This is a genomic window from Solibacillus sp. R5-41 (genome assembly GCF_002736105.1).
GTDB lineage: Bacteria > Bacillota > Bacilli > Bacillales_A > Planococcaceae > Solibacillus.
Genome location: NZ_CP024123.1, coordinates 741,902 through 768,345, shown reverse-complemented (window position 1 = coordinate 768,345; position 26,444 = coordinate 741,902). Strand labels below are relative to the sequence as shown.

The 26,444-nt window shown below is 36.6% G+C and carries 21 protein-coding genes; 10 read left to right on the top strand and 11 right to left on the bottom strand.

Annotated features, from left to right (window positions below):
* The first annotated feature begins 144 nt into the window (after positions 1 to 144).
* The gene (locus CSE16_RS03465) at positions 145 to 1,878 is read left to right on the top strand and encodes a B12-binding domain-containing radical SAM protein (RefSeq protein WP_099422593.1); all 1,734 of its coding nucleotides are present in this window, start codon (positions 145 to 147) and stop codon (positions 1,876 to 1,878) included.
* Positions 1,879 to 1,961: 83 nt separating this feature from the next.
* On the opposite strand, the gene CSE16_RS03460 is transcribed toward CSE16_RS03465, so the two are convergent.
* The 4 genes from CSE16_RS03460 to CSE16_RS03445 all read right to left on the bottom strand — a co-directional run bounded on the left by CSE16_RS03460 (position 1,962) and on the right by CSE16_RS03445 (position 8,923).
* On the bottom strand, positions 1,962 to 3,311 hold the full coding sequence (locus CSE16_RS03460) for a TrkH family potassium uptake protein (protein WP_099422592.1): 1,350 nt from the start codon (positions 3,309 to 3,311) through the stop codon (positions 1,962 to 1,964).
* Between the two features lie 350 nt (positions 3,312 to 3,661).
* Positions 3,662 to 4,423, bottom strand: a complete 762-nt coding sequence (locus CSE16_RS03455; RefSeq protein ID WP_099422591.1) for a TerC family protein — start codon at positions 4,421 to 4,423, stop codon at positions 3,662 to 3,664.
* 352 nt (positions 4,424 to 4,775) lie between these two features.
* Entirely contained in the window at positions 4,776 to 5,852 is a 1,077-nt protein-coding gene (locus tag CSE16_RS03450; protein ID WP_157764745.1) for an SDR family oxidoreductase, read from the bottom strand.
* Between the two features lie 29 nt (positions 5,853 to 5,881).
* Positions 5,882 to 8,923: an efflux RND transporter permease subunit gene (locus CSE16_RS03445; RefSeq protein ID WP_099422589.1), complete on the bottom strand. Its 3,042-nt coding sequence runs from the start codon at positions 8,921 to 8,923 to the stop codon at positions 5,882 to 5,884.
* A gap of 573 nt (positions 8,924 to 9,496) precedes the next feature.
* Between CSE16_RS03445 and CSE16_RS03440 the strand changes: the two genes are divergently transcribed.
* Genes CSE16_RS03440 through CSE16_RS03430 form a run of 3 tightly spaced genes read left to right on the top strand, consistent with a single transcriptional unit; the run spans position 9,497 to position 12,764 of the window.
* Positions 9,497 to 10,618: an ABC transporter gene (locus CSE16_RS03440; RefSeq protein ID WP_253896161.1), complete on the top strand. Its 1,122-nt coding sequence runs from the start codon at positions 9,497 to 9,499 to the stop codon at positions 10,616 to 10,618.
* Between the two features lie 11 nt (positions 10,619 to 10,629).
* Positions 10,630 to 11,841 (top strand): ABC transporter permease, encoded by a 1,212-nt coding sequence (locus tag CSE16_RS03435; protein ID WP_099422587.1) that lies wholly within the window; start codon positions 10,630 to 10,632, stop codon positions 11,839 to 11,841.
* 11 nt (positions 11,842 to 11,852) lie between these two features.
* Positions 11,853 to 12,764 carry an ABC transporter ATP-binding protein gene (locus CSE16_RS03430; RefSeq protein WP_099422586.1) on the top strand — a complete coding sequence of 304 codons (912 nt, stop codon included), beginning with the start codon at positions 11,853 to 11,855 and terminating at the stop codon, positions 12,762 to 12,764.
* 352 nt (positions 12,765 to 13,116) lie between these two features.
* On the opposite strand, the gene CSE16_RS03425 is transcribed toward CSE16_RS03430, so the two are convergent.
* From CSE16_RS03425 to CSE16_RS03415, 3 genes are all read right to left on the bottom strand, one after another.
* Positions 13,117 to 14,688, bottom strand: a complete 1,572-nt coding sequence (locus CSE16_RS03425; RefSeq protein WP_099422585.1) for a peptide chain release factor 3 — start codon at positions 14,686 to 14,688, stop codon at positions 13,117 to 13,119.
* Between the two features lie 72 nt (positions 14,689 to 14,760).
* Entirely contained in the window at positions 14,761 to 15,198 is a 438-nt protein-coding gene (locus CSE16_RS03420; RefSeq protein WP_099422584.1) for a VanZ family protein, read from the bottom strand.
* A 233-nt stretch (positions 15,199 to 15,431) separates the two neighbouring features.
* A complete protein-coding gene (locus CSE16_RS03415) occupies positions 15,432 to 16,901 on the bottom strand; it encodes a UDP-N-acetylmuramoyl-L-alanyl-D-glutamate--2,6-diaminopimelate ligase (protein ID WP_099422583.1) in 1,470 nt (489 codons plus the stop codon).
* 311 nt (positions 16,902 to 17,212) lie between these two features.
* Here CSE16_RS03415 and CSE16_RS22000 point away from each other — a divergent pair, with 311 nt between their 5' ends.
* Positions 17,213 to 18,829 carry a two-component system sensor histidine kinase NtrB gene (locus CSE16_RS22000; RefSeq protein WP_371514519.1) on the top strand — a complete coding sequence of 539 codons (1,617 nt, stop codon included), beginning with the start codon at positions 17,213 to 17,215 and terminating at the stop codon, positions 18,827 to 18,829.
* 60 nt (positions 18,830 to 18,889) lie between these two features.
* Here the strand turns inward: CSE16_RS22000 and CSE16_RS03405 are convergent, their stop codons facing one another.
* Complete coding sequence (locus CSE16_RS03405; RefSeq protein WP_099422581.1) at positions 18,890 to 20,278, bottom strand: aldehyde dehydrogenase; 1,389 nt, start codon at positions 20,276 to 20,278, stop codon at positions 18,890 to 18,892.
* A 223-nt stretch (positions 20,279 to 20,501) separates the two neighbouring features.
* Between CSE16_RS03405 and CSE16_RS21525 the strand changes: the two genes are divergently transcribed.
* Together CSE16_RS21525 and CSE16_RS03400 are read left to right on the top strand one after the other, a co-directional pair.
* Positions 20,502 to 20,654 (top strand): hypothetical protein, encoded by a 153-nt coding sequence (locus CSE16_RS21525; RefSeq protein WP_172954350.1) that lies wholly within the window; start codon positions 20,502 to 20,504, stop codon positions 20,652 to 20,654.
* 252 nt (positions 20,655 to 20,906) lie between these two features.
* Complete coding sequence (locus CSE16_RS03400; protein ID WP_099422580.1) at positions 20,907 to 21,413, top strand: hypothetical protein; 507 nt, start codon at positions 20,907 to 20,909, stop codon at positions 21,411 to 21,413.
* 322 nt (positions 21,414 to 21,735) lie between these two features.
* Here CSE16_RS03400 and CSE16_RS03395 read toward each other — a convergent pair whose 3' ends face one another.
* The 3 genes from CSE16_RS03395 to CSE16_RS03385 all read right to left on the bottom strand — a co-directional run bounded on the left by CSE16_RS03395 (position 21,736) and on the right by CSE16_RS03385 (position 24,552).
* Entirely contained in the window at positions 21,736 to 22,272 is a 537-nt protein-coding gene (locus CSE16_RS03395; protein WP_099422579.1) for a YceI family protein, read from the bottom strand.
* A gap of 1,002 nt (positions 22,273 to 23,274) precedes the next feature.
* Entirely contained in the window at positions 23,275 to 23,949 is a 675-nt protein-coding gene (locus tag CSE16_RS03390; protein ID WP_099422578.1) for a thermonuclease family protein, read from the bottom strand.
* 21 nt (positions 23,950 to 23,970) lie between these two features.
* Positions 23,971 to 24,552 (bottom strand): phosphatidylglycerophosphatase A family protein, encoded by a 582-nt coding sequence (locus CSE16_RS03385; protein WP_099422577.1) that lies wholly within the window; start codon positions 24,550 to 24,552, stop codon positions 23,971 to 23,973.
* A gap of 118 nt (positions 24,553 to 24,670) precedes the next feature.
* On the opposite strand from CSE16_RS03385, the gene CSE16_RS03380 reads away from it, so the two are divergent.
* The 3 genes from CSE16_RS03380 (at position 24,671) to CSE16_RS03370 (ending at position 26,422) form a co-directional block, all read left to right on the top strand.
* Entirely contained in the window at positions 24,671 to 25,393 is a 723-nt protein-coding gene (locus CSE16_RS03380) for an alpha/beta hydrolase (protein WP_099422576.1), read from the top strand.
* 81 nt (positions 25,394 to 25,474) lie between these two features.
* Positions 25,475 to 25,990 (top strand): 2'-5' RNA ligase family protein, encoded by a 516-nt coding sequence (locus tag CSE16_RS03375; protein WP_099422575.1) that lies wholly within the window; start codon positions 25,475 to 25,477, stop codon positions 25,988 to 25,990.
* Positions 25,991 to 25,993: 3 nt separating this feature from the next.
* On the top strand, positions 25,994 to 26,422 hold the full coding sequence (locus CSE16_RS03370) for a GNAT family N-acetyltransferase (RefSeq protein WP_099422574.1): 429 nt from the start codon (positions 25,994 to 25,996) through the stop codon (positions 26,420 to 26,422).
* Positions 26,423 to 26,444 lie beyond the last annotated feature (22 nt).

Genomic DNA, 26,444 nt, shown 5'->3' with positions numbered 1-26,444 from the left:
AACAAAATTCAATTTTCAGAATATTTTATGAGCCAATTTTAATTATTCCATAAAAATCCACATTATAAAATGGGTATAATTTATCATATTGTTTGCCTATTAATTGACTGCTACAATAGAATATATGAAGAGGAGATAATAAATATGAAAATAGTTTTAAGTACATTAAATGCAAAATATATCCATACAAATTTAGCAATTCGCTGCCTAAAAGCTAGCGCCCACCCTGAGTTTGACTGTGAATTGGCTGAATATACCATTAAGGATCCTGCCTTTAATATCGTTTCAGATTTATTTCAAATGAAACCCGACGTTATCGGATTCAGCTGTTACATTTGGAATATAAAAGAAACCATTGAAGTCATCCAAATGCTCAAAACTGTACTACCAAATGTTAAAATTGTGCTCGGAGGTCCTGAAGTTTCCTACGATGTACATGATTGGTTAAGAAAGAATTCGGAAATTGATTTCATTATCATGGGTGAAGGTGAATTGTCCTTCAAAAAATTATTACACTATTTTAATGAAGAAATTTCTTTAGAAGAAGTTCCTGGAATTTGTTATTTAGTGGATAATAAAGTGAAAATCCACGCACAACCACCTAAGATTGACTTACGTGAATTGGCATCGCCTTTCCGTTTTGAAGAGGATTTACCGCATCTAGGAAAACGAATCCAATACATTGAAACAAGTCGAGGCTGTCCTTTTAGCTGTCAATTTTGCTTATCTTCTATTGAAGTAGGCGTTCGCTACTTTAACCGTGAGAAAATTAAAGAAGACATCCGTTATTTAATGGACAATGGTGCGCGAACGATTAAATTCGTTGACCGTACATTTAATATTAGTCGCAGCTATGCAATGGAAATGTTCCAATTTTTAATCGATGAGCATAAACCAGGCGTTGTTTTCCAATTTGAAATTACGGCAGATATTATGCGTCCTGAAGTGATTCAATTTTTGAATGACAATGCACCAAAAGGGCTTTTCCGTTTTGAAATTGGTGTTCAATCAACGAATGATTTGACGAATGATTTAGTAAAACGTCGCCAAAATTTCGAAAAGCTAACACGTACTGTAACGATGGTCAAAGAAGGCGGAAAAATTGATCAACACTTAGATTTAATTGCAGGATTACCAGAAGAAGATTACGCTTCTTTCCGCAAAACATTTAATGATGTATTTAAAATGCGTCCTGAAGAGCTACAACTCGGTTTCTTAAAGCTATTACGTGGGACTGGCTTACGCCTTGAAGCTGAAAAATTCGGTTATACGTATGTTGATATTGCACCGTATGAAATATTCTCAAACAACGTGTTAACATTTGATGATATTGTCCGTATTAAACACGCTGAAGATGTTTTAGAAAAATATTGGAATGCCCATCGCATGGACAATACAATAGAATATCTAGTGGCGCATGTATTTGAAACACCTTTTGATTTCTTCCAAAGCTTCGGAACTTATTGGGAAACGAAGGGCTGGTCACGTATCGGTCATCAATTAGAGGATTTATTCAACCGTTTAATCGAATTTTTACAAACGCTCGATCATGTTGATTTAAACATTGTTATTAGCTTAATGAAATACGATTATTTACTTGCACAACAATTCCAGCCGCGCAAATCGTGGTGGAATGATCGTTTAACAGAAGTTGAAATGAAGTCCGTTTATACACGCATTAAAGAAAATCCAGCAGTAGTAGGCACTGATTTTGCTGAGATGATGGTCAGTGAGCGTGATTTATTTAAGCACTCATTAATTTTGCCATTCCATTTTGATTTAGCAACGTACACACTAGGACAGCCAACGAAAAAAACAGGCTATTTGTTCACGTACTTCCGCAATGGACAAACACCATATTTTTATACGTTTAACTAATAACGAAAAATCCACCACTTTAACAAAAAGTTAAAATGGTGGATTTTTTTATGTTTGTAAAACAATTTCCTGTATCGGATAATCTACCCAATAATGACACGCTCTTTCGGATAATGGTAATTTTTTTTGTTTGTTTTTCCACCAAGGGAATATAAGAACGAAATTAATCCTACACGTCCGATGAACATTAGTATCATAATAACGACCTTACCAAACGTCGATAAATCCCCTGTTATCCCTAGTGACATTCCACATGTTCCGAATGCGGATGTAATTTCGAAAATAATTTCAGTCATTGTTGCATGCTTTTCGGTAATAAGTAACAGCATTGTGGCACCAAGCACCATAAATATCGCAAAAATTAACACCGCAAATGAACGAAAAACATCAATTAAATGAATTTCACGTTTAAAAATTTGAATACTTGATTGTCCTCGCGAATAAGAGATTAAAAATAAAATAACAATTGCAAAGGTAGTCGTCCTTATACCGCCACCTACCGAACTCGGTGATGCCCCGATAAACATAAGCAAGCTCATAAACAAGTCTGTTGCCTCACTAAATGTTCGGACGTCATAAGTAGTTAAGCCGGCTGATCGAGTCGACACGGAATGATACATCGCAGAAAAGAGCGCTTCATGCCAAACCATACCTTTAAACGATTGAAATGACTCTAAAATGAATATAACGACTGTACCAATAACAAATAATGCACCATACGTGAAGGTCGTAATTTTTGTAAATAAACTAAATCGAAATGCAGGATCCCTCTTCATTAAAAAGGTTTTGACCTCTATTAATACAGGGAAACCAATCGCGCCTAAAAAGATTAAAATCATCGTCACAAACTGCACGAAATAATCGAGATGGAATGGTTGCAGGCTCATCCCTGTAATATCAAATCCACCATTGGTAGTAGCGGAGATAGAGGCAAAGACCCCATTAATTATAGCTTCTTCCCATGTATCAAAATAATGTTTAAAATGTATTGACAAGATAATGGCACCAATTACTTCAATTAATAGTAAAATTTTTGCAATTTCTTTTATTAATAATACTACCCCAGAAAGATTATATTGATTGTGGTCAATCATTATTAACTGACGCTCACGCATCCCGATTTTTTTCCCGACAAGCAACCAAATAAATGTACCAATCGACATAATACCGATAGCCCCAAATTGTAAAATAAGAAGGATCATCGCCAATCCGAGATGACTATACGTTTCTGCAACAGTTACGGTTGTTAATCCCGTTACACTTACCGCACTAACAGCTGTAAATAAACTATCCATATAGGAGACGTCTACCCCTTCTAAATGTACACCTGGGATCCGCAATAGTAAAAATGAAATGAAAATCGCAATAGAGTAATATGTAAGCAATATTTGGAAAGGCGTAATTTTACGCGAAACGAGCTGTTTTAAAGGCATTAAATAGCCTCCTTTTCAATTGGAACTTTTTTTCTTAGTATAATGAATTCTTTCAATAAAGAAAAGATAGTACCTTTTCAGTATTGGGTCTTTATCAAAATATATGCTTGTCTTTGTAAAGTCAAAAAAATTCTTCTGCAGATGGAATTTTTCTATTATGGATTCTAATCAAGTGTGCCTTGTTTAGCTGACTAAGTACAAAGATAAGCCTATGTGGCAAGTACGAATGGATTACAAGAACAGATTCTGGTGTTGAGCTTACGTATCTATTAGATAAATATTCAAAACAATTAAAGGCGAAAATGTTGAATTAACAACATTTTCGCCCTTTACAACAAGCTCCGTTTCTCTTAGTTCGCTTGCTTTTTATTTTTAACCACGCTGACAACATATCCGCCAATTGCTAGGCTCAGTAATACGACCCAGAAAATGATTTTCCAAGTAGTAGAGTGCGGGAAGTGTGGATCAATAATTGCTAAATTTTCGTGACCTAAAGCCATTACCGCTAACTTAACCCCTACCCATCCAACAATTAAGAATGCGGTTGTTTCAAGTGCCGGATAATCATTTAATAATTTCACAAACATTTGTGCAGCAAAACGCATAATGACAAGTCCGATGAAACCGCCTAGGAACATAACAGCAAACGGCCCTGCATTAATGCCGCCAATTTCCATCTCACCAATAGGAGGTAACGTGATGGCAATTGCTACTGCAGCTAACATAGAGTCAATTGCAAATGCGATATCCGCAAGCTCTACTTTTAAAACGGTCATCCAGAAGCCAGAGCCCTTTTTTTCCACACCTTCTTCAACAGATTCCTCTTTCTTAAAGTGATTATCATATAAATGCTTTATCGATATGAACAGTAAGTAAGCTGCCCCTATCGCTTGAATTTCCCAATACTTCGCTAAAAACGTAATTAGGAATAGTGCAACAAAGCGGAATAGGAATGCTCCAAATAACCCGTAAAATAGTGCCTTTTTTTGCTGCTCTTTTGGTAAATGTTTTACCATTACAGCCATTACAACTGCATTATCAGCAGCAAGTAAACCTTCTAAAAATACAAGTACAAGTAAGACCCATGCATATTCTAAAAAAATTGCTTCCATGAGAGATGTCCCCCTTTTATTTTCGTTTACCCTTTTCTGAGTAATTCCCATGATTGAGTTGAAAAATAATCCGTTTTCGGCAAAAAGAAAAGACCTCTACCTAAATAAATAGGCAAAGGTCTTGCTAAGCACGTTTATGCTATCACACCCGATGGCTCCTAACCATGTAATGACGAATGTGAAATAAGGTCATTGAAATGATAGAAAATGCTTTGATTCGTCATATTTCTATCCAATTCCCATATAGCTACTCCCCTTTGACAACAAGTCAACGGATATTCAATTCAATTATATTTATAGTTTAACGATAAATCCAAAAAAAATCAACAAATTATTGTCGTCGTTAGTCTATTTATACATAATAACTTTTAAGATGCTTATTTTCTTCATAAAATTTTATGAGTACCGGTAATGTTTCCATTAGATCGCAACAAGTTATTTCCGAAGATGCGATTAATTTGTCAAAGTCTTTTGTATCAAATTTCCCTTCGTAATCTAAATAGTCGATTGTTTGCGATGTTACATGTACGAGTTTACGAATACTCGGTTGTTCAAGCATGGCTTTGGCTATTCCTAATGATAATATACCAAATGTCTTTTTCCCCGTCATTATTTTCGCAATTTCTTGATAAATGTGAGCTGCGGTATACGGTTGACTTCCAGTAATATGAAGCGTCTCTCCAGCTGCTTCAGGCAACATACATAGTCGCACACTAGCCTCTGCAATATAATCGACAGAAACCATCTGAAGTAATGTATGTTTACTCCCTAATTGCGGTATGACAATTTTTCCTTTGAAATACTCTACTGCATTGAATAAAAAGTAAATGCCATCAAATTTTTGTGTAACCCCTGTTTTAGAATGCCCATAAATAATGCCCGGGCGAATAATCGTAATCGGAAGCTCAAGTTTTAAATCGTCTACTAATAATTCTGCCTCAAATTTCGTTTCCTCATAGTAATTATGAAACGCGATTGGGCGAATAAGTTCCATCTCTAAAATTGCCCCTTTACGTTTACCCGCAATGCATGCCGAACTAAAATACATATAACGCTCCAATTTTTCTAAACGACATACAAAATCATTCACATTTGCCGTACCATGAACGTTTACTTTCCAAGCGACTTCACGAGATACTGCAAAATCATAAATCGCAGCTAAATGCCATACAAAGGTAATTTTCGGGTTAATAATGGCCAATTCTTCGTCTGCTAAACCTAAATTTGGAAGTGTAATATCCCCTTCAAAGAGGACGATTTGACACCCTTCATACTGCCCCTCAATCAATGTTCCCTTCGACTTTGCTTTTGCTAAGTCCGATGGTAAAACGACTGCAAAAACTTGCTTTGTAATTCCTTCTTTAAAAAGTTGATGAATTAATTCAGTTGCGACGAAGCCAGGAAACCCTGTTAAAAAGTGAATTCCCATTTCATTTCCCCCTGTTTTGAACGAACAGTTCATATCTCTTTTTCAATTAGGCTATAAATTATTGGTACAATAAATAATGTTAAAATCGTCGAGCTTAGCAAACCGCCGATTACGACAACCGCCATCGGTTCGTTCATCTCCGTCCCTTCCCCAATTCCTAAAGCTAATGGAATTAAACCAAGTATCGTCGTCAATGCCGTCATCAAAATAGGGCGAATTCGGTCTTGTGCCCCTTCAATAATCGCCTCTTGAAGTGCCAATCCTTGTTGACGTTTTTGATTAATATAATCGACTAAAACAATACCATTATTGACAACAATGCCGACCAATATTAAAACACCAATAATTGCCGTGACACCGAGCAAGGTATTAGTTACCAGTAACGCACCAGCCACTCCAATCACCATAAGAGGTACACTAAATATCATGACAAATGGAAGCTTAAACGACTCAAACTGTGCTGCCATAACGAGATACACAAGAATGACAGATAATACAATCGCTAGTATCATATCCTGTTTGGCACTATCAAATAATTCACGATCGCCACTGTTGACAATTTTAGTCGAACTAGGTACTTCCGCGTGTTCGATTGCGGCATCCACTTTACGCGAAATACCACTTAATGATTCGGATGAGTGATACTTCACAAAAAAGGCTACTGCCGCCGCTTGATCGGAGCGTCTAATCGCTGTTTGTGCTGCCTTCTTTTGAATATCCGCGAGCTGCTGCAATTCTACAAATACACCTGCATTTGTTCGAAGCTTCATTTTGTTCAACGCATCGACATTTTGATTATAGGCACGACCAAATCCGGTATAAACCGCTAAAATTTCACCGTCATCGGCAATTATTTGTGTTGTAAATGTTCCTCGTGTCATATTATTAACCGTTTGTGCGATTTGTGCGGGTAAAATACCATATTGATGTGCCGCATCTCGATTAATTTCAATTTGAATTTCTTCTTTTGTAGCATCTAAATCTGTCATTACTTCTGTGACCGTCTCAATTTTTTCTATTTCCTGTTGAATCGCGCGTACTGTGTCAGTTAATCGGTTTTCATCTGTATCGGTCACACGAAACGTTAATGTATGCGGGGTCGAACCAGAGGAAGAAGCTAATGAATACGTTACTTCCGCGCGCTCGCCAATTTGTTTTTCAACTTTTTGTTCCAATTGCTCGATAAATTCAAAAATCGATTGTTCACGCTCTGCTATTGGCACTAATTTAATGGAAATCTCGCTTTCATTTTGGCTTGTCGTCCCTCGTGAAACGGATTGCTGATTCCCTCCGATTAAACTTACATAAACATCAACGACTGTTTCTTCACGAAGCAGATTTTCAATTTCCGACACGACTGCTTCACTTGACTGCATGGACGCGCTTTTTGGCAATATTACCGACATTGTGACGAAACCTTCATCTGTTGCAGGGATAAATTCCGTTCCTGTTTTGTATATTGAAAACCCTGATGCGACTAATAAAATTACAGTTATTGTCATTACAATTAAGCGATGCTGTAATGCCCATTTAAGCGTTTTAGCAAATTGACGATACAAGGTAGATTGCTGACGCCTTTCTACTAAATTCCCTGGTTTTGCAGTTAATAATCGACTAGCGAACATTGGGACAACTGTTAATGCAACGACTAATGAAGCAAATAAACTAAATGAAATTGTTAAAGCAAATTCGGTGAAAATCTTTCCGATCAGTCCACTAATAAAAATAACTGGAACAAATACGGCCACTGTTGTTAAAGTGGACGCACTAATGGCCATTGTTACCTCCTTTGTTCCCTTAAAAGCAGCATCTCTTGGTGATTGTCCTAACTCTATATGACGTTCGATATTTTCGATGACGACAATAGCATTATCCACCAGCATCCCAATACCGAGCGCTAATGCACCTAACGTCATAATGTTTAATGAAAAATCGGCAAAATACATCAAAACAAATGTCACGATAACTGCATATGGTATCGCTACCCCTATAATGAGTGGGCTTCTAATGCCGCGCAAAAATAAAAATAAAACAAGCATCGCAAAAATCCCACCAAAAATGAGGGACGAGCCAATATTATTGATTGCAAGGCGCACGTAATTCCCTTGATCAAAAAGAATGGTTGCTTCTACCCCTTCATACTGTGGTTCCTTTAATAATGCCGCTAACTCTTGTTGAAACACTTCGGATACACTAGCCGTATTCGCACCAGATTCCTGTAAAACGGACATCAATACAGCAGGTTGATTATTTGCTCGTGTAATCGTATTTGTTTTTTGCTCTTTTCGTTCAACTGTTGCAACATCACTTATTTTTAATGCCTCTCCGGTTAAAGGATTGATTGAAATAATTAAGTCCGCAATTTGTTTTGGCGAAGTAAAGGAGCTTATGACACGCGTTGTCAGTAATTGTCCTTCATTCGTCGAAATTTCCGCTCCTGGCATTGAAATATTGCTTGCTTGAATGATTTGTACTAAATCGGCTTGCGTTAAACGATTAGCTTCCAATTTATCGGGATCCGCTTCTACTTGAATTTCCTCTACAAGCTTCCCGGATACGGTAACACTTGCAACACCTTCCGTACGCTTCAGTTCTTGTTCTAAAGATTCCGCAACCTCTCTTACGTCCACCTCTTCCTCGTTGGCGGAAAGGGCAAGCTGAATAATCGGAAACTGTGCAGGATCAAATTTTAAAAAGCTTGGTTTCCCTGCATCTTGAGGCAAGGGCACCATATCTAAGCGTTGTAAAATATCCGTTTGCACTTTATCCATATTGGTCGACCAATTGAATTCTAAAATGATAAGATTAGAGCTTTCTAATGATGTTGACTGCACTTTTTTTATTCCTGGTAGTGTCGCCAAAGTAGCTTCTAATGGCTTCGTAACCTTTTCATTCACCTCAGCAGGACTTGCCCCAGGATAATTCGTAACAACAACGCCAACTGGTGGATTCAAGTCTGGAATTAACGTTACTGGAATTTTGAAAAATGATACCGCCCCTATTACTAATACGAAAATCATCGAAACGATTGTAAATACAGGTCTTTTTATCGAAAAACCACTAATTTTCATGGATGAATAACCCTTTCTTTAAATGCCTCTCTTCGTTACAATTCGAGTTTTGTTGTATGTTTCCCTTTTTTGTCGAAAAATAACTCCTATTCATTTGTCATGTTGTGTCATATTTATGATTGTTGGCTTGGATTTTTAAATTATTCAATATGGGGTGGATTGAGGAAATCTTTTTATAGAGATGTTTATACAAATTGGTAGTTAATGCTGAATCGAGAAGAGGAGGAAAGGTTTGTTCATATTGGAAAAATGTTATGTAAACTAAAACCTTTTCGTGAAAAGAAATACGTTTTCTTGTTGAACCGAATAGTGTAATTACCATGTTACAAAATCTTGGCTCATCACCATAACTTAGGGTTGACCTTATAAAAATTCAGCAATCTTTAAATATCGGACAGGCAACTGTTTGAATTAACTATTTAAAAGAAGTGACTTTATACATATTAAAACTCCAATATCCTTTATCTCACTATCAGAAAATATCTACCTAATATTACAAAAATTTGTAAAATATAAAAAATTTGATTATTCTATAAAGTGTAACCAATTTACAGAATATTAATAGAAAGGGAGATGCGAGTGTTTCAAGCATTAAAAGTAGGACTACTAATTGAGCGCAAAAACCGAAAGAATTTAGTGGCTTTGCTTGCGGTTGTGGTCGTCGTTTTCGGCTGTATGTTTTTCATTAAAGCGCAGTCCATTGGCGATCAACTGAATGAGCGAAAAGGCGATTATTATAACTCGAGCGCTTTCCTGTCTAAATTTCAGGTTCAGGATGCTTCTAAAAACGGCGATGGGAGTGATTTGTTTAAAAATTTAACCCAACAAAAAAGCGCGATTGCCTTACAAATTGCTGCCTTAACTGTTGAAAATTATCCAATGTATTATGAGGCTTCTCTAAGAATTGCAGAACTCCGGCAGCAAGCATTTAAGCTGGAAGACTATGAAAAAGTAGTAGAATTACTACCCTCCAAGCTTCAAAATGCAATGAATTATTTATATTTTAAAACGATGTATGAATCTGGTAAGGATGCCGTGAGTGATTTATCCCATTACATACCGTTTTTATTATTTTTCTTTAGCTTAGTAGGTGTCGGATGGTACATCTTTATGAGCTTTTATACGAGTGCGATTTTACTCGATGATTTTGAGCATTCTAGCATTATAAAAGGCTATCCAATACGCTTTGATCATTATATTCTTTCAAAATGTATCATTGCATTTTCATATGTTCTCGCATTTATTGTGCTCATTTTTATTAGTGCGGCACCCCTCTTGCTAAACGGTTTCGGAGATCCAGCAGAACCAGTCAAAGTCTATTTAGGGGAAGCAGCGCTCATTTCAAGTGTGGGATATATTGCACGTTGTATTGGCTATATGCTCGTCATTTCCGTATTCGTCATGTTGCTATCCATTATTTTGAATGTACTGTTGAAAAATATGTACTTAACATTATTCGTGCATTGTATTTTGTTCTTTTTACAAATTATTTTCCCATCGCTTGTTAGCATTTTCCCGTACAATCCATTCCATTTCATGAACTTCAATGAAATCGTAAATGGTATGCCACTAGATCTTGCAAAACCTGTTGATATTACGATGAATGCCGGGTTACTAATTATGACCATTTGTATCATGATCATGCTATTCGTCATTAAAACATTCTTCTCAACAGGAAAAATAAAACGGACATAGGAGGGAAAGTTATGAGCGGATATTTTAAATTTGAACTCAAGCAATTTTTTACGAATAAGAAAAACTTGGCCATCTATTTCCTGTTAGCGTTTGCGGCATTTTTTTACGCCATTAAAGTCGCTCCTGCCTATGATCCGATTGAAAAGGTAGATCGAGAGGAAATCGAAGCACGCTATTTAACACGGCAGGAATTTATTTATAGCGTAATGAGGTCAAATTTTGACTTCATTCACCCTGTTACCAAGGAGTACTATTATACGTACCTCAAATTCAACCCATTAGACAAAACAAGGCTGACTGCACTCGATGCAGGTGATTTGCAAGAATATGCGAGGGTCACAAGCGATTGGTACTTCACCACGAATTATATGACCTATTACAACGAACACCTTTCGTACAATCCTCGCTATTATGTGAAGGACCGCGAACTGGCACATGCTTTGGGCTTTTATCATTCGTTAGAGCAATTTGTCCGGTACAAAGCTTATGCCAAAGCGGATTATGCGCTATCTATTAATCAGTTCGAACAGCGTACAGCGTTGCAAACTGTTGAACGTTTATTAATCGGTCCATTGCCGATTATTTTAATCATTTGTGCATTGCTCTTGGCCATCGATATTGTAACGAAGGATTGCCGCCACCCTTCTATTTTAAAAGGCTTCCCGATAGCAGATTGGAAAAAGCTCCTTGTAAAAATGCTCGTCGCTTTTATCGGGAGCCTAGCACTATTTATCCCATTAGGCGTAGGATTTATTATGATTGGCATGCAATCTGGCTTTGGCCATTTCCAGCTACCTTCACCAGTATTTACAACGACGTTACAATGGCAAAAAGAAGGTAGTTTTGACATGATGACGCTCGGTGCGTTTTTAGCGCAATCATTTGCATTGCTGTTCATGTGGTTCATCGTTATAATTGCGGTTGTCTTACTGTGCAGTGTCATATTCCGTCAAGAAATGGTAAATTTAGCTGTTGCCATTCTCATCATTTTTGGTGAAAAATTTTATTTGAGTCGTGGTGTCGGTTATTTTTGGAATGTCGAACTGTATCCAACCTCTTATATTCAAGTAGGAAAAATCGTTTCGAAATACCAAAACTTTTACTTAGGGAGCGAGTCTTTAGACTACCGCTTAGGAATTCAATTATTAGCATTAGGAGCTGGCATCGTACTTATTTTAACGCTGCTCATTTCTTTCAATAAACGGTTTAAGCTGGTGAAATAGGGGGATGGAAAATGATTCAGATTCAAAATATTTCGGTGCAATTTGGAGACAAAAAAGTACTCAATGATATTTCAATTACGTTTGAACAAGGCGAACTCATCGGGCTTGTTGCGCCAAATGGAACGGGCAAATCAACTTTAATGAATGTGTTAATGAACTACTTGCAACCGACAAAGGGCAACGTGCTTTTTGATAATCGGTTAAGCTATTCCAGTAAATCAAATGAAGTGAAAATCCATCAATTCGTGTCAATGATGCCCGACCAAAGTGATTTGTACAACCATTTAAGTGGACGCGAGCATTTAAAAATGTTTGCGACAATGTGGAAATCGGATATGAAGCTCATTGATGAAACGATTGCGGCACTCAATATGGGGCATTATGTAAATAAAAAAACGGGCACGTACTCGCTTGGCATGCGCCAGCGCCTTTGTTTCGCGATGCAAATTGTTGCCAATACTGAAATTATGATGATGGACGAAGTAATGAACGGGCTTGATCCGAATAATGTAGAAATCATTTCGAAAATTTTAATGCAGAAAAAAGCAGAGGGCAAGTTGATTATTATCGCCTCGCATTTGCTTGATAATTTAGAGAAGTATGCAGATCGTATTTTCTTATTTAATGAGGGAAAGCTCGTCGATGCCAACGAGATCGTCGAAGGCTTTAGTAAAGCGACCATTAAAACAATACGTGTGAAAAAGATGCATGAGAAGTTAAAGGAAACGATCAAAACGAAGTATCCATTTATTGAGCAGCAAACACTTGTGAGTGAAATGACGCTATTACATTTGCCAAGTTCAGAGCCACAATTGTTAAGTGAATTAACGGCGTTTTTAGTCGAGCATCATGTGGTGGACTTTGCGTTTGGCAAAGTAACGTTGAATGATTTGTATGCACTGTATTATCATGAGGTTATTTAGAGAAATAAAATACGATTATTTACACGTTATTTGTTTGGACAAGTGTACGTATCCATTTCTTCGTTATATATCCAGCTATTCGTTTAAAGTGTAGCATTTTTATATTTCTTTTTTGCTCGTTAAATAATAATCACATGTAATATTTAACGTACGTTTGCATTTCGTTAAAATATCCTTGTATTTTGTATTAACCGGTAACCGCTGCGATGTATAGGTAGCTCAAAGGAAAGCCCGAGATAAAAAAGCACACCTTTACGGTACACACAACGAATGGGGGCTGTCCAATAAGCCCAAAATAAAAACGGATTTGGAAAACGAATAATTTTCCAAATCCACTTTTATTTTTACAATCCTATAAGAAGCTATACAACTGAATGTTTTCGTTTTTATCTGAGAACCAACGCATTGCAAATTCATTTTCAAATAAAAATACTTTATTGTCAAAACGGTCTTTTACAAGCATTGAACGTTGTGAATGCATTGAATCCTTCACATCTTCCTCGTTCTCAATCCATCGTGCAATTTTGCTACCAATTGGATCCATCGTTACTTCAACATTATATTCATTACTCATACGATGTTGGAATACTTCAAACTGTAATTGACCAACAGCTCCAAGAATAATTTCTTCCGTGTGTAATGTTTTAAAATATTGAATAGCGCCTTCTTGCACTAACTGTAATACGCCTTTTTGGAATTGCTTCCCTTTCATGACGTTTTTCGCGGACACGCGCATAAAAATTTCTGGTGTAAATTGTGGAAGTCTTTCAAAGTTAAAGCCTTTTTTTCCACCCACAACGGTATCGCCAATTTGATACGTACCTGTATCATAAAGACCGATAATATCTCCCGCTACTGCCTCGTCTACGATTTCACGATCATCCGCTAAAAACTGCGTGGATTGTGTCACTTTAAATGATTTACCAGTACGAGCAAGCGTCATATTCATACCTCGCTCAAATTTACCCGATACGATACGCACAAACGCAATTCGGTCACGGTGGGCAGGGTTCATGTTCGCTTGAATTTTGAAAATGAAACCAGAAAATTCTTTATGGTCTACAGGATCAATAAATTGCTCCTCTTCTGTAATACGTGGTTGAGGTACTGGTGCAAATTTTAAATACGTATCAAGGAACGTTTGAACACCGAAATTTGTTAATGCCGAACCGAAAAATACAGGCGTTAACTCACCACGACGAATTTTATCCTCAGAATACGCATTACCCGCTTCATTTAATAATTCAATATCATCCATCGCTTGCGTATAGTAAGAAGTCACTTTCATTGGATGTTCTACGGCTAATTGACCTGCCTCATCAAGTGGTAAATAACGATCCGCTTCTTCTGTACGGAATTGTTCAATACGACGATTATAACGATCGTAAATACCTAGGAATTCTTTCCCCATCCCGATTGGCCAGTTCATTGGATATGCTGAAATGCCAAGAACTTCCTCTAACTCTTCAATCAATTCAAGTGGTTCTTTCCCTTGTCGGTCTAACTTATTGATGAATGTAAAAATCGGAATACCGCGCATTTTACATACTTTAAATAGTTTTAACGTTTGTGTCTCGATCCCCTTCGCTGCATCGACTACCATGACAGCTGAGTCTACCGCCAATAATGTACGATACGTGTCCTCAGAGAAATCTTGGTGCCCTGGTGTGTCTAGGATGTTGACACGGCAATCTGAATAATCGAATTGCATTACTGAAGACGTTACAGAAATCCCACGTTGCTTTTCAATTTCCATCCAGTCAGATGTGGCAAATTTACCTGATTTTTTTCCTTTTACCGTACCTGCGTCACGAATTGCACCGCCGAATAACAGCAATTTTTCTGTAATTGTCGTTTTACCAGCATCGGGGTGACTGATGATTGCAAATGTACGACGTGATAATATATCTTGTTCTAAAGTCATTTTTTGTTCGTCTCCTTTTTCCATACTTCCCTATTTTAAAAGACAGGTACTATTAGTTACAACCTTTTTTACTTAATGTTTCTTATTTTTACGGAATCGGTCCAATGCTTTAAATAAAATAAATCCGATAATAATCGCAATGGCATTTAATAAAACATCATCTACATCAATACTACGACCGATAAAATGCTGTGTGCACTCGATAAACAACGGAATGAAAAATGCGACCATATGCATCTTAAACCAGCCTCTAAACCGTTTAAAAAGCAGTGGAATGAAAAATCCAAAAGGGATAAATAAAATAATATTTCCAGCTAAATTATAAAACGCAATCGTCGCAAAAGGACCATTTAGCTGATCATAATATAAATGAATCGTTTGAAGTAGGGTGAAGTTGCTACGCATATATGGACTAGTCGTATCAAAAACAATTTTTCCATTCATAAAATAGAAATCGGGAATGATTGTTTGAGAAAAAATGCTAACGCAATATAGGAAAAATAGTAGCATGACTAGTTCCCTAGGCCACATAATTTTTCTTTTTCTCATATAAAGATAGCGAATACTCAAATAAAATGGCAAGCTCACTATGCAATATATGAACATGCTCAATAAAAATAATTGAATCACTTAACAATACACCTCCTAGATGGTAGCACGTTCATTCTTTATTAAACGTGTCGCCACTAAAAAACACCGTATGTGCGCTTCATACACAAACGGTGATTAAATGTAAACCTGAATTAGACAAATTTTAATTTCCCTGCTTCTATCGCAATTTCTGCATCACTATGTGGGTATTTTGTATTTTCAATAATTTGATAATCCTCATGCCCTTTGCCAGCAAAGATGATGATATCTCCAGCATTCGCAATACCTATCGCATGACGAACGGCTTCAGCTCGGTCTCCAATACATGCATAATTTTCATGCGCCATCCCTTTTGCTAAGTCACCTGTGATGCTATCAAATTCCTCATAACGAGGGTCATCTGTCGTTAAAATAACATAATCCGCAACCGATGCTTTTTCTGCCATAACTGGACGTTTTGTCTTATCTCGTCCACCACCTGTTCCAACTAAGAAAATCAATTTATTCTCCGGCTTTTTATACGGTAAGGCGGCGTTAATCGCTTTTTCAATAGCATCCGATGTATGGGCATAGTCGACAAAAAGTTGAATTGGTAAATCGGTCATGACCTTTTCCATACGCCCTTTTACTGGTGGCAACATTTCGATTTGTTCAATAACAGCCTCTAATGCAAAGCCGCGCGCATAAAACATCGCTGTGGCAGCTAATACATTATAAATATTAAATTCACCTAATAAATGCATATTTACATGAAACGTGCCTTCTGGAGTGACCATATCAAAACGCGTCATCCCATCTTCATACAGGCAATTTTCTGCACGGAAAATGGCATCATTATGTAAACCATATGTCCATATTGGGAAAGGTGTTGCATCGGCATATTTTTTTGACCACGGATCATCGGCATTCAATACAACATGTTTATTTTTCTCTAAATCTTGTCCTAGCTGAGAAAATAGTAGCCCTTTCGCATTTCCATACTCCTCCATCGTGCCATGGAAATCTAAATGATCATGCGTTAAATTCGTAAAAATGGCCACATCATAATCAACACCTGCTAATCGACCTAATGCTAACCCGTGAGAAGAAACTTCCATGACCATTGCACGACAACCTTCCATTTTTGCACGGAAAATCATTTGTTGCGTATTGAGTGCGTCACTCGTTGTGTTTGCTGATTCATATAGCACACCATTTAAATTAAATCCAATTGTACCTGATAGCGCTGATTTTTCACCAAGCCCTATTAAAATATTATGAATAATGCCGGCAACGCTCGTTTTCCCGTTCGTTCCAGTGATACCAACCATCATTAAATCATTCGATGGGTAATCAAAAAACTTGGCAGCTAATAGCCCTAAAGTTCGCGTTGTGCTTTGGACAATTATTTGTGCTACATTTCCTTCTAGCTCTAACTCGCGCTCAGTTACAATCACAGTTGCCCCTGCATCCACTGCTTGCTGTGCGTATTCATGACCATCTACTGTATATCCTTTTATACAAATAAATAGACTGCTCGGTTGTACACTTCGAGAATCAATCGCAATGTCCTTAACGATGTTCGGTAATTGTCCTATAACCTTTTTTTGCATAAGTGTACTTAATAGCTCTTCTGCATACATAATTTGTTCCTCCAACTATGGTGTTCTTGACAACATAAACACTCTACTTTAATCCAATTTTTATTCGCTCGTAATTTATATAGTTTCATCATACTGCTCATTTTTATAAATTTCCATTCTTTCGTTTGTACAAAATAAGAATTTTTCATTTTACTTGAGTCTTTATTAACATATGTTCCTGACCACATATTCCCTTTTATAATCAAACATATATTTCGGGGTTGAACACTCCGTTTTAAACAATATTTTCGTTTAGTTATTCACTATCTATTATCATATCAAAATTCGCCATTTATCGACATAGCAAATTCATGTATTATATAGGTAGTATTTCTTACTTTGGAGGTATCATGCAACAACTAGACATTTTACATAAACGAAATCAATTAATCTATGTAACTCTTCTTTGTTCAGTACTTTTTCATATTTTTACGCCATGGCTTGGCTTTTTTAATTTGAATACTTTTAGTTTAATCGTTTGTATTACTATATCAATTAGCCTTTCAATCATTTACTTCTTTAAAGTGAATCCAAAAATTTTTCAATATTGCTTAATTTTTGGCTGGCATTTTTTTGTGTTATCTTTGACCTATCAAAGTGATAATATCATTACCTTGTACTCTTTTTTATATTTTTTAATTGTATTGAGTATTTACCGGTCTATACGGCTTAATATTACTTTTTCTCTTATCGTTGTTGCAGAATCAATTTTCGTCCTAAATTTCTCCCATATACCTTTTAATAATTCCAGCGGGATTAATGAGTTTTTATTTATATTTTTTTTAATACTCGTTTGCTGTGTTAGTTTACTACAAACTTTTTATGTAAAGTATCTATGGAATCATGTAGAGCAGTCTACTTTAGATCGTGAGTACAATTTGACATCCAAAGAGGCTTATTTAAACATGTTTTTTGAACAAGCAGAGGATGCCATTGCCGTTTTTAATTTAGATGATACGATTATTACGGTTAATCCAGCATTTGAACGTTTATATGGTTGGACGAAAGAGGAATGCATCGGTAAAACTTTGCCACTTGTGCCACCTAGAAATGTAGAGGAGATTGCTGAGCAGACAAAACGGCTTTTACTGGGGGAAAGTCTTCACTTGTTAGAAACACAGAATATGAAGCGAGACGGTACCGTTTTTGACGTTCAAGTTTCTATATCGCCTATTTATGACCCACACGGAAAGATGATTGCGATTTCGCTTATTTCCCGTGACATTTCTTATATTAAAGAAAATGAACAGCTCGTTTTACAATCTGAGAAGCTCAAATTAGTTGGCGAACTGGCTGCGGGTGTCGCCCATGAAATTCGAAACCCGATGACGGTCATATCTGGCTTTGTTCAAATGATGAATGAGGGCGATTCTTCACCTTATCAAGAATATACAAAACTTATTCAGAAGGAAATTGAACGCATTGATTTAATTTTATCCGAATTTCTCGTTCTTTCGCGTCCGCAAGCCAATCAATTCGTCCCGATTCACTTAGGAGCAACATTAGACGAGGTTGTCCAATTTCTTCAATATGAATTTCAACAAAGGAACATTACGCTAAAAATAGACAACACTTATGAAAATGTCACTATTAATGGCAATGAAAATCAGATTAAACAAGTCTTTATCAATCTTTTTAAAAATTCGATGGAAGCAATAGATGGATGTGGTACCATATCGATTGTGTTATGTAATGACCTCGATGAGAATATAGTTTATATCAGCATAAAAGATACCGGTTCCGGCATTCCACCACATGTTTTAGAGCGAATTTTTGAACCTTTCTATACGACAAAAACAAAAGGCACCGGCTTAGGTATGATGATTATTAATAAAATTCTTCAAGATCATAACGGTACAATCAAAATCACAAGTAAACAAAATGTTGGAACAGACATTTTAATCAGCTTTCCGATTAAGTTGAATTAGTCATTTCTCCCAACAATAAAGCCCCCATTTTCTATTTAAATGGGGGCTTTCGTCAATCCTCTATTTCATAATCGTACGAACAAGCTTCACCTTTTGCTTATACGGTGGGAATAATAAACTATTCGCTAGCTTATTTGAACGTTGCATAATGGATTTAGCATGTGTGAAGTTTTCAAAACTTGCTTTTCCGTGATAGGCATTGATACCCGATGGACCAACTCCCCCAAACGGTAAATGAGTATTCCCGACATGTGTAATCACATCATTAATACAACCCCCACCGAATGGTAGCTCTTGTAAAAAGTACTGAATCGCTTTTTCGTTTTCAGAAAATAAATACGCACTTAATGGTTTTGGCAATTTACGTACTTCATGTATCGCTTGCGGCAATTCTTTATACGTCATAATAGGCAGCAGCGGTCCAAATAATTCATCTTCCATAGATGGACTATCCCACGTAATATTTTCTAACAACGTCGGTTCAATAAATAAATCTTCACGGTTCGTACTTCCACCAAATGTAACTGCATTTCGTTCGCTATCAAGGATCTTTTGCAGGCGATCGAATTGTCGTAAGTTAATAATGCGCCCATAATCCTCGCTGTTTTGACTATCCTCTCCGTAAAATTCGCGTAACGCCTTTTTCATCAGCTTAACAAAATTTTTCGCAACGGACTCATGTACAAGTATGTAGTCAGGTGCCACACATGTTTGACCTGTATTATTAAATTTACCCCAAGCAATTCGTTTAACAGCCACTTCTAAATTGGCTGTTTGGTCAACGATGACAGGACTTTTCCCACCCAGTTCAAGTGCAACTGGTGTTAACCGTTCTGCAGCAGCACGGGCAACTACTTTTCCAACAGCTACACTGCCTGTAAAGAAAATATAATCAAACGGCGCATGAATAAGTGCGGTTACTTCATCCTTTTCCCCTTCAACAACACGAACATAATTTTCTGGGAATGTTTCTTCAATAATTGTTTTGACAATTGCCGCAGTATTCACGGCTGATTCAGAAGGCTTCACAATGGCCGTATTGCCCCCAATAATTGCACCAATAAGCGGCTCCATTATTAATTGGAATGGATAATTATATGGGCCAATAATTAATACAACGCCATACGGTTCACGAACAATATAGCTTTTCCCTGGTTGAAATTGAATCGGTGTTTTTACTAATTCCGGTTTCATCCAACTATCAAGATTTTTCAAAAAATAAGAAATGCTATCATAAACTATTCCAATTTCAGTTGTAAATGCTTCAAACTCACTTTTTCTTAAATCAGATGCTAACGCTTCTATTACTTGGTGTTCATGTTTTTTGATGGATGCTTTTAGTAACACGAGTTGTTGCTTACGGAACTCTACTTCTTTCGTCGTTCGTGTAAAATAAAATGCACGTTGATCCTCTATCATTTGTTCAACATCTTGCGCAGTAAAATTCATTTTTTTCCATCCTTTCTTTAAAAACTATGCATAAATTATATCGGTTCACACATATTAACTATAGTAATAACTACTACAATTCACAATTGATTTCCTGCATGAAAGGAGGAATTAGTGAAAAAAAACGAGCTACCAAACAGTCGGACGTTAATAAATGAAATGGACAAGAATACTTTCTTCTAGTAAACACAGCGCATTATAATCGTACAAGGGGGCTATATTAATGGTTGTAACTGAAACTTGGTGGGAAGAGATTTTTTCTGGACCCTTATCAATCGGACTTAATGTTCAAAATGCGATAAAATTAGAGGACGAATCATTTTTATACTTTAACGAGTGTGCGGCAACTATTCATAATGAGGAACAAAATACTTAATTCGATTACTTATAGGAGTGGATACTACTGCTAAAAAGAAGTTAAAGGACTGTCACATTTGGCGGTCCTTTTTTTATTTTTTTATGGCATAATGGCAGTTGTATTATCTTTCTTCAGCAAAATAATGCCTCTGGAGGTAAGTCACAGTTTTTCAGAGGTGCTTTTCGAGCGAGCTCGAAAAAATCTGGACACAATTAGGCCAAGGCTAATTGATTTTTAAGGAGCTACTGTTACAAGGAGGTTACTCGTAGTATGAATAAATTCCTTAAAGTAATGCTCATCTTTTTGACGATTTTTATTGGCGTTTTGATCGTTCAATTCACAATGGATTTTACAAATTCAAAGGAAACAAACAAAATTGAGGACGCAAATACCCAAATTTCACCAGAGGAATTACAAACTCAAACGACTATTGCGATTACGGATATTGTTTTAAATCAATTACTGGAAAACATTATTTTAAATATTGAGTTCAAGCAACATGAAAACCAACAAGATGTGACTTTATATTTACAAGGCAATGAATTTGTTTCAGAGGATACTTTATTTAAGGACAGCTACAATATTTTAAAAGAGATTAGCAAAAACGAAACAATCCGTGACTTTACATTTAAATGGTATATGCTCGTTAAAAATAATAATACTGAAGTTTTAACACTATCCTTTTCACAAGATACCATTTCCAAAGTGGAAAGCCTCTCTTACCAGCAATTAAAACAATTAGCTACTCATTACGAAAAGCATGCAGCTCTAAAATAACAAGTTCCGTACTTTTGCATTTTTGCTGGAATGTCGGCATTTGCACATTAGATTCCTTATGAACATTTAGTAAAACGCCCACTTCAAAACCGGTTCTCCCCTGCCTATTGAATGTTGAATTCGCTTGAAAGAAATGGTAGGAATTTCACATGGAATCTAATAAGGTTTCAAGCGTATAAACTGACTTTAGTATAAAGTGGGTCAAATTTTAGAGATGTTTGCAAATTCTTGTTTAGAACAATCTATGCAAGCGAAAAAAGACACAACTCATTCAATTATGTTGAGTTATGTCTTTCTTCTGTATACGTAGAATTCACAATTTTTATTCTGTAATTTGGGCTGGGTTTACTTCTAGTTCAACTGAAATTTTAATATCTTTTCCAACGAGCACGCCACCCGTTTCTAATGCAGCATTCCAAGTTAGACCAAATTTTTCACGATTAATTTTTGCTTTCCCTTCAAAGCCATAAACTTCAATGCCCCAAGGAGTCGTACCTTTACCGTTGTATTCTACGTCAAATGTAACCGGTTTCGTCACATCCTTAATCGTTAAATCTCCTGTCACCTCATAACTATCACCAGATTTTTGAATTGACGTCGATGTAAATATGATCTTCGGAAATTTTTCAACATCAAAAAAGTCTGCTGATTTTAAGTGGTTATCACGGTCATTACTTTTTGTTGTAATTGATGCTACATCAATATTAAACGTAATGTTTGCAGTCGTTAAGTCAGATAAATCATCTGCTTCCACATCGGCTGAAAATGAATCAAAGTTACCTTTTACTTTTGATACCATCATATGTTTCACTTGAAATCCAATATTCGCGTGCGACACATCAACTGTCCATTTCGCCATTTTACTATTCCTCCTAAAGCTTAGTTTTAAATAGTAGGGTTTTTCTAAGCAGTCTTCTTTTATATGTTTACCCACACTCAAATTATGCAAACTTTTAACTTATTTCAGCGGGTATCACGGAATCGGAAAGGGGTTTCATTGTGCTAGAACAAAGGCGATTCCGGACGCAATTATGCCAAGGCATAATTGATTAGAAAGCCATATTCTAAAAAACCATCCTTTTACCCCAAGGCAAAAAGATGGTTTTAAGCTAGTAAATTCATTTCCATTCCGGTTAATGGATCGTTTTATTCATTTCATTGAGTGCAGATTGTACATTTTGAATCGCCGTTGTTAGTTCTTCTTTTTGCTTAGCTGTGAAAAAACTGTAATTGACATAATCTTCTTTGCCCACCTCGTAATATTCCAGCACTTCATTTAACTGCGAAATGGCTTCGGTTGCTGTAGTCACGGTTTCAGTAGATGTTCGTGCTGTAACTATTTTTACAAGCTCTTCAATCGCTTCTGTTTGAGCCTACACCGCATACACTTCAGCATTCGCTAAGCTTGTTGCTGTAGGATATTAATTACGCCTCGGAGTAATTGCGTCCAAATTTTCTTGAGCTTACTCGAAAAGCTCCGTTTAAGAATCTGTGACAACCGCCCTGGCATTAACTTTATTCAGTCGGGGTTTAGAACCCTAACTGAATAAAATTGCATATTGGCATTCATCCCCTACTTACAGAAATAGGGGATGAATGCTGAAACAAGTTAAAAGCTTTTTTAAATAAAATGGCAGCGAATAAAAGCTGAGTCTACTCATATGGGCAATTTATCTCTATCACTTGCCGAACCAGAACAACGTTTAAAGAATGAAGGATTTTTGAAACTTAAGGAAAATACAGATTCGTTCACGCACTAATTGATCAAAATGAGAAAAATAAAACACCTTCGCATTGAAATCAATGCAAAGGTGTTTTTTCGGGGTATATTCGTGAGTTACCCTAGAATCAAAACGTATTATTATTTTTTAACTTCTTCCGGATGGAAGCCGTCTTTTTGTAAATAGTTTTCATGCGCCCAAATATTTAGCTTTTCCGCTTCTGCCTTTTGTTGAATTTTGCGTAGCTCATCTTCTAAAGAGTTATTTGGTTTATTGACATAGCGTACAGCTGCAAGTCCTTCACTTAATAAAACTTCATGCAAGCTAACACCATCAACGAAAACATAGGCTAATAATCGGTCGTACTTATCTTTTTCCGGCCCCTTATCGAACAATAGTTGAATCGACTTGGCATCTTCTAGCAATTGCGTCGTTAATTGTTTCGCTTCCTCTGCATAAGGCATTGGATCGCCCTTACCGTAATTCATTTCGGTTGTATCAATCATTAATAAACGAACACGCTGCTTTTGCCCATCCATTTTAACACTCATCGTATCGCCATCATTAGCTGAAATAAACTCTACATCAATCATTTGCTTTCCTGTTTCGTTCATCGCGAGTTCAGGCGTAATACTATAATGTTTTTCTTCTTTTGACGGCGTATTATTTTGAGAGCCGTCATTTGTTGTTTGTTGTAAGACTGAATCATTTGTTAATGGTCGTTCATCGGTCGGTTTGGCAAAAAGTAAATATAACCCGACTGCAAGAATAATTGTCCCGCTAGTAATGAGTGTTTTAATATCTTTTAACTTCATTTAGTAAATCCTTTCGATCAATTAGATTTCATTTTTTGGTTTCGTTGTTGGGCCTAAATCTACTGGTGGTATGTCAGCAAATGTTTCGCCTTCCTCTTCTAAATCACGCATGCGGTGGGCAATTCGTGACGCTGCACATGCTGCAATACTGCCGACTAAATCATCTAAAAATGTATTAACGGCCTTGCCAGCCTTCGTGTCTAACTTTTCAATGATGCCAATTTTTTGCTTATCTAAATGTCCAAAAGTCGTAACGGCGATACTACCATACGTAAATACAGAACCTAAAGCTAATGTTTCATCCACACCGAATAGCCCTTCATCCGATTCAATAATTGCTTGCAATGGCGCAGAAAGCATGTTTTTTTCAGCTAATTCATCTAGCTCAATTCCCACTAACACCGCATGCTGGACTTCACGTTTATTTAATACGCGCTCTACCGACTGAACACAATGCTCAATTGTTAGACCTTCGTTATATGGAGATTGCATTATATGAACAATTTCCGCAATATCTTCAATCGTTACGTGACGGCGCAATAATGCTTCATGTGTTGCTTTCGTCACCTCATCAGAAGGAACTCGAACTCTTTTATTATGCATGTATAAATCCTCACTTTTATTATATTTATCGTATTTTTTTACTATCCATCCTCTATATTACACCTTTATTTTTCTTTGTGATACAATTTCGATACAATCACAGACAGGAGTGACATTTTTGGAAAAAGGGACAGTGAAAGATATAACTTTTTATAGCAATGCATTAGATGAAGAATTGGCATTACTAATTTATATTCCAGCAAACTATTCTCCACTATATGAATATAACATTTTAATCGCATCAGATGGTAGAGATTACTTCCAATTAGGTGGAATTCCTCGATTAGCTGACGAGTTAATTGACGATTATATAATCGAAAACGTCATCATTGTTGGTGTTCCTTATATAGATGCTGCGGATCGACGCCGTAAATACATTCCAACAGGCGACCAATTTGAATCTTACATGCGGTTTTTAGCACATGAACTTGTTCCTTATTTAGATGAAGAGTTCACGACGCATCAAATGGGCACGGGTCGCACACTCATGGGAGATTCCATGGCTGCAACGATTTCATTATTAACAGCGTTGCATTATCCTAATATTTTTGGGAAAGCCATCTTACAATCCCCTTATGTAGATGAACATGTGCTGCAAACCGTAAAAGACGCAAAAAGCCCAGATTTACTAGCTACTTATCATGTAATTGGTCTAGGTGAAGATCTAGTCAGCTTCCCTAATAGTTCGGTAGTAAAAGACTTCTTAACACCAAACCGTTTATTGCATGAACTCTTTGTAGAACGCGGTATCGAAACGTTTTATGAAGAAATTGACGGCGACCATACTTGGAAAACTTGGAAACCTGACCTAAAACGTGCATTGACAAAAATTTTAGGTTAATGAACGTTGTAAATGTTTATTGCAGAAATTTTCTGTTATAATTAGAGGATAAAAGTAAATTATTTCTAGGGGGTAATGAATTTGAAATATGGTATTATTGCATTTCCATCAAAGAAAATACAAGATTTAGCAAACACATATCGCAAACGTTATGATCCACACTATTCTTTAGTTACGCCGCACTTTACATTAAAAGATGCTTTTGATGCGGATGTGTCTCAAATTAGTGAAATTTCTAAAATGTTACAAGAAATTTCCACGCAGTTTGCGCCGTTACAAATTCATGCTTCACGAGTTAGTTCATTTTATCCGACAACGAATACAATCTTTTTCCGTATCGAACCTACTTCACAATTAGAAAATTTACACAAATCTATTCAAGGAACACTAAATATTGGTGCACCTAAGCATGTCTTTGTTCCACATATTACAATTGCTCAAAAATTAAACGCTTCAGAGCATGATGATATTTTCGGTCAATTACGCATGATTGGTGTTGATGAACATGACGTTGTGGATCGCTTTCATTTGCTCTACCAATTAGAAGATGGCTCTTGGACAACATACGAAACATACAAATTGACTGGAGCTGAATAATACGTGTTTGAAGTAAAGTTAGTAACAACAGAGGATGACCGAAATCGTGCTTTTTCCATTCGCAAAGACGTTTTTGTGAAAGAACAAGGGGTCCCTCTCAGCTTAGAACTAGATGAGCATGATGAAACAGCTATTCATTTCATCGTCAATGATGGTGATCAAACAATCGCCACTGCCCGTCTTCGAGAAATCGAACCAAAAATCGGGAAAGTCGAGCGCGTTTGTGTACTAAGTCATTACCGTGGAAAACGTCTTGGTGCATTAATTATGGAAACAGTCGAGCAACATGCTACTGCACTTGATTTTAAAAACTTGAAATTAAATGCACAATCCTATGCTGTACCATTTTACGAAAAACTAAACTATACCGTGACATCACCCGAATTTATGGATGCTGGTATTCCACACCGCGCCATGGAGAAGAAACTATAAACAACATATTTTAAGGAAAAGG

Excerpts from the sequence above, each read along its gene's own strand:
- CSE16_RS03465 (WP_099422593.1), top strand. The coding sequence starts at position 145 with ATGAAAATAGTTTTAAGTACATTAAATGCAAAATATATCCATACAAAT.
- CSE16_RS03460 (WP_099422592.1), bottom strand. The coding sequence starts at position 3,311 with ATGCCTTTAAAACAGCTCGTTTCGCGTAAAATTACGCCTTTCCAAATA.
- CSE16_RS03455 (WP_099422591.1), bottom strand. The coding sequence starts at position 4,423 with ATGGAAGCAATTTTTTTAGAATATGCATGGGTCTTACTTGTACTTGTA.
- CSE16_RS03450 (WP_157764745.1), bottom strand. The coding sequence starts at position 5,852 with ATGGGAATTCACTTTTTAACAGGGTTTCCTGGCTTCGTCGCAACTGAA.
- CSE16_RS03445 (WP_099422589.1), bottom strand. The coding sequence starts at position 8,923 with ATGAAAATTAGTGGTTTTTCGATAAAAAGACCTGTATTTACAATCGTT.
- CSE16_RS03440 (WP_253896161.1), top strand. The coding sequence starts at position 9,497 with ATGCGAGTGTTTCAAGCATTAAAAGTAGGACTACTAATTGAGCGCAAA.
- CSE16_RS03435 (WP_099422587.1), top strand. The coding sequence starts at position 10,630 with ATGAGCGGATATTTTAAATTTGAACTCAAGCAATTTTTTACGAATAAG.
- CSE16_RS03430 (WP_099422586.1), top strand. The coding sequence starts at position 11,853 with ATGATTCAGATTCAAAATATTTCGGTGCAATTTGGAGACAAAAAAGTA.
- CSE16_RS03425 (WP_099422585.1), bottom strand. The coding sequence starts at position 14,688 with ATGACTTTAGAACAAGATATATTATCACGTCGTACATTTGCAATCATC.
- CSE16_RS03420 (WP_099422584.1), bottom strand. The coding sequence starts at position 15,198 with ATGCTACTATTTTTCCTATATTGCGTTAGCATTTTTTCTCAAACAATC.
- CSE16_RS03415 (WP_099422583.1), bottom strand. The coding sequence starts at position 16,901 with ATGTATGCAGAAGAGCTATTAAGTACACTTATGCAAAAAAAGGTTATA.
- CSE16_RS22000 (WP_371514519.1), top strand. The coding sequence starts at position 17,213 with ATGTATTATATAGGTAGTATTTCTTACTTTGGAGGTATCATGCAACAA.
- CSE16_RS03405 (WP_099422581.1), bottom strand. The coding sequence starts at position 20,278 with ATGAATTTTACTGCGCAAGATGTTGAACAAATGATAGAGGATCAACGT.
- CSE16_RS21525 (WP_172954350.1), top strand. The coding sequence starts at position 20,502 with ATGGTTGTAACTGAAACTTGGTGGGAAGAGATTTTTTCTGGACCCTTA.
- CSE16_RS03400 (WP_099422580.1), top strand. The coding sequence starts at position 20,907 with ATGAATAAATTCCTTAAAGTAATGCTCATCTTTTTGACGATTTTTATT.
- CSE16_RS03395 (WP_099422579.1), bottom strand. The coding sequence starts at position 22,272 with ATGGCGAAATGGACAGTTGATGTGTCGCACGCGAATATTGGATTTCAA.
- CSE16_RS03390 (WP_099422578.1), bottom strand. The coding sequence starts at position 23,949 with ATGAAGTTAAAAGATATTAAAACACTCATTACTAGCGGGACAATTATT.
- CSE16_RS03385 (WP_099422577.1), bottom strand. The coding sequence starts at position 24,552 with ATGCATAATAAAAGAGTTCGAGTTCCTTCTGATGAGGTGACGAAAGCA.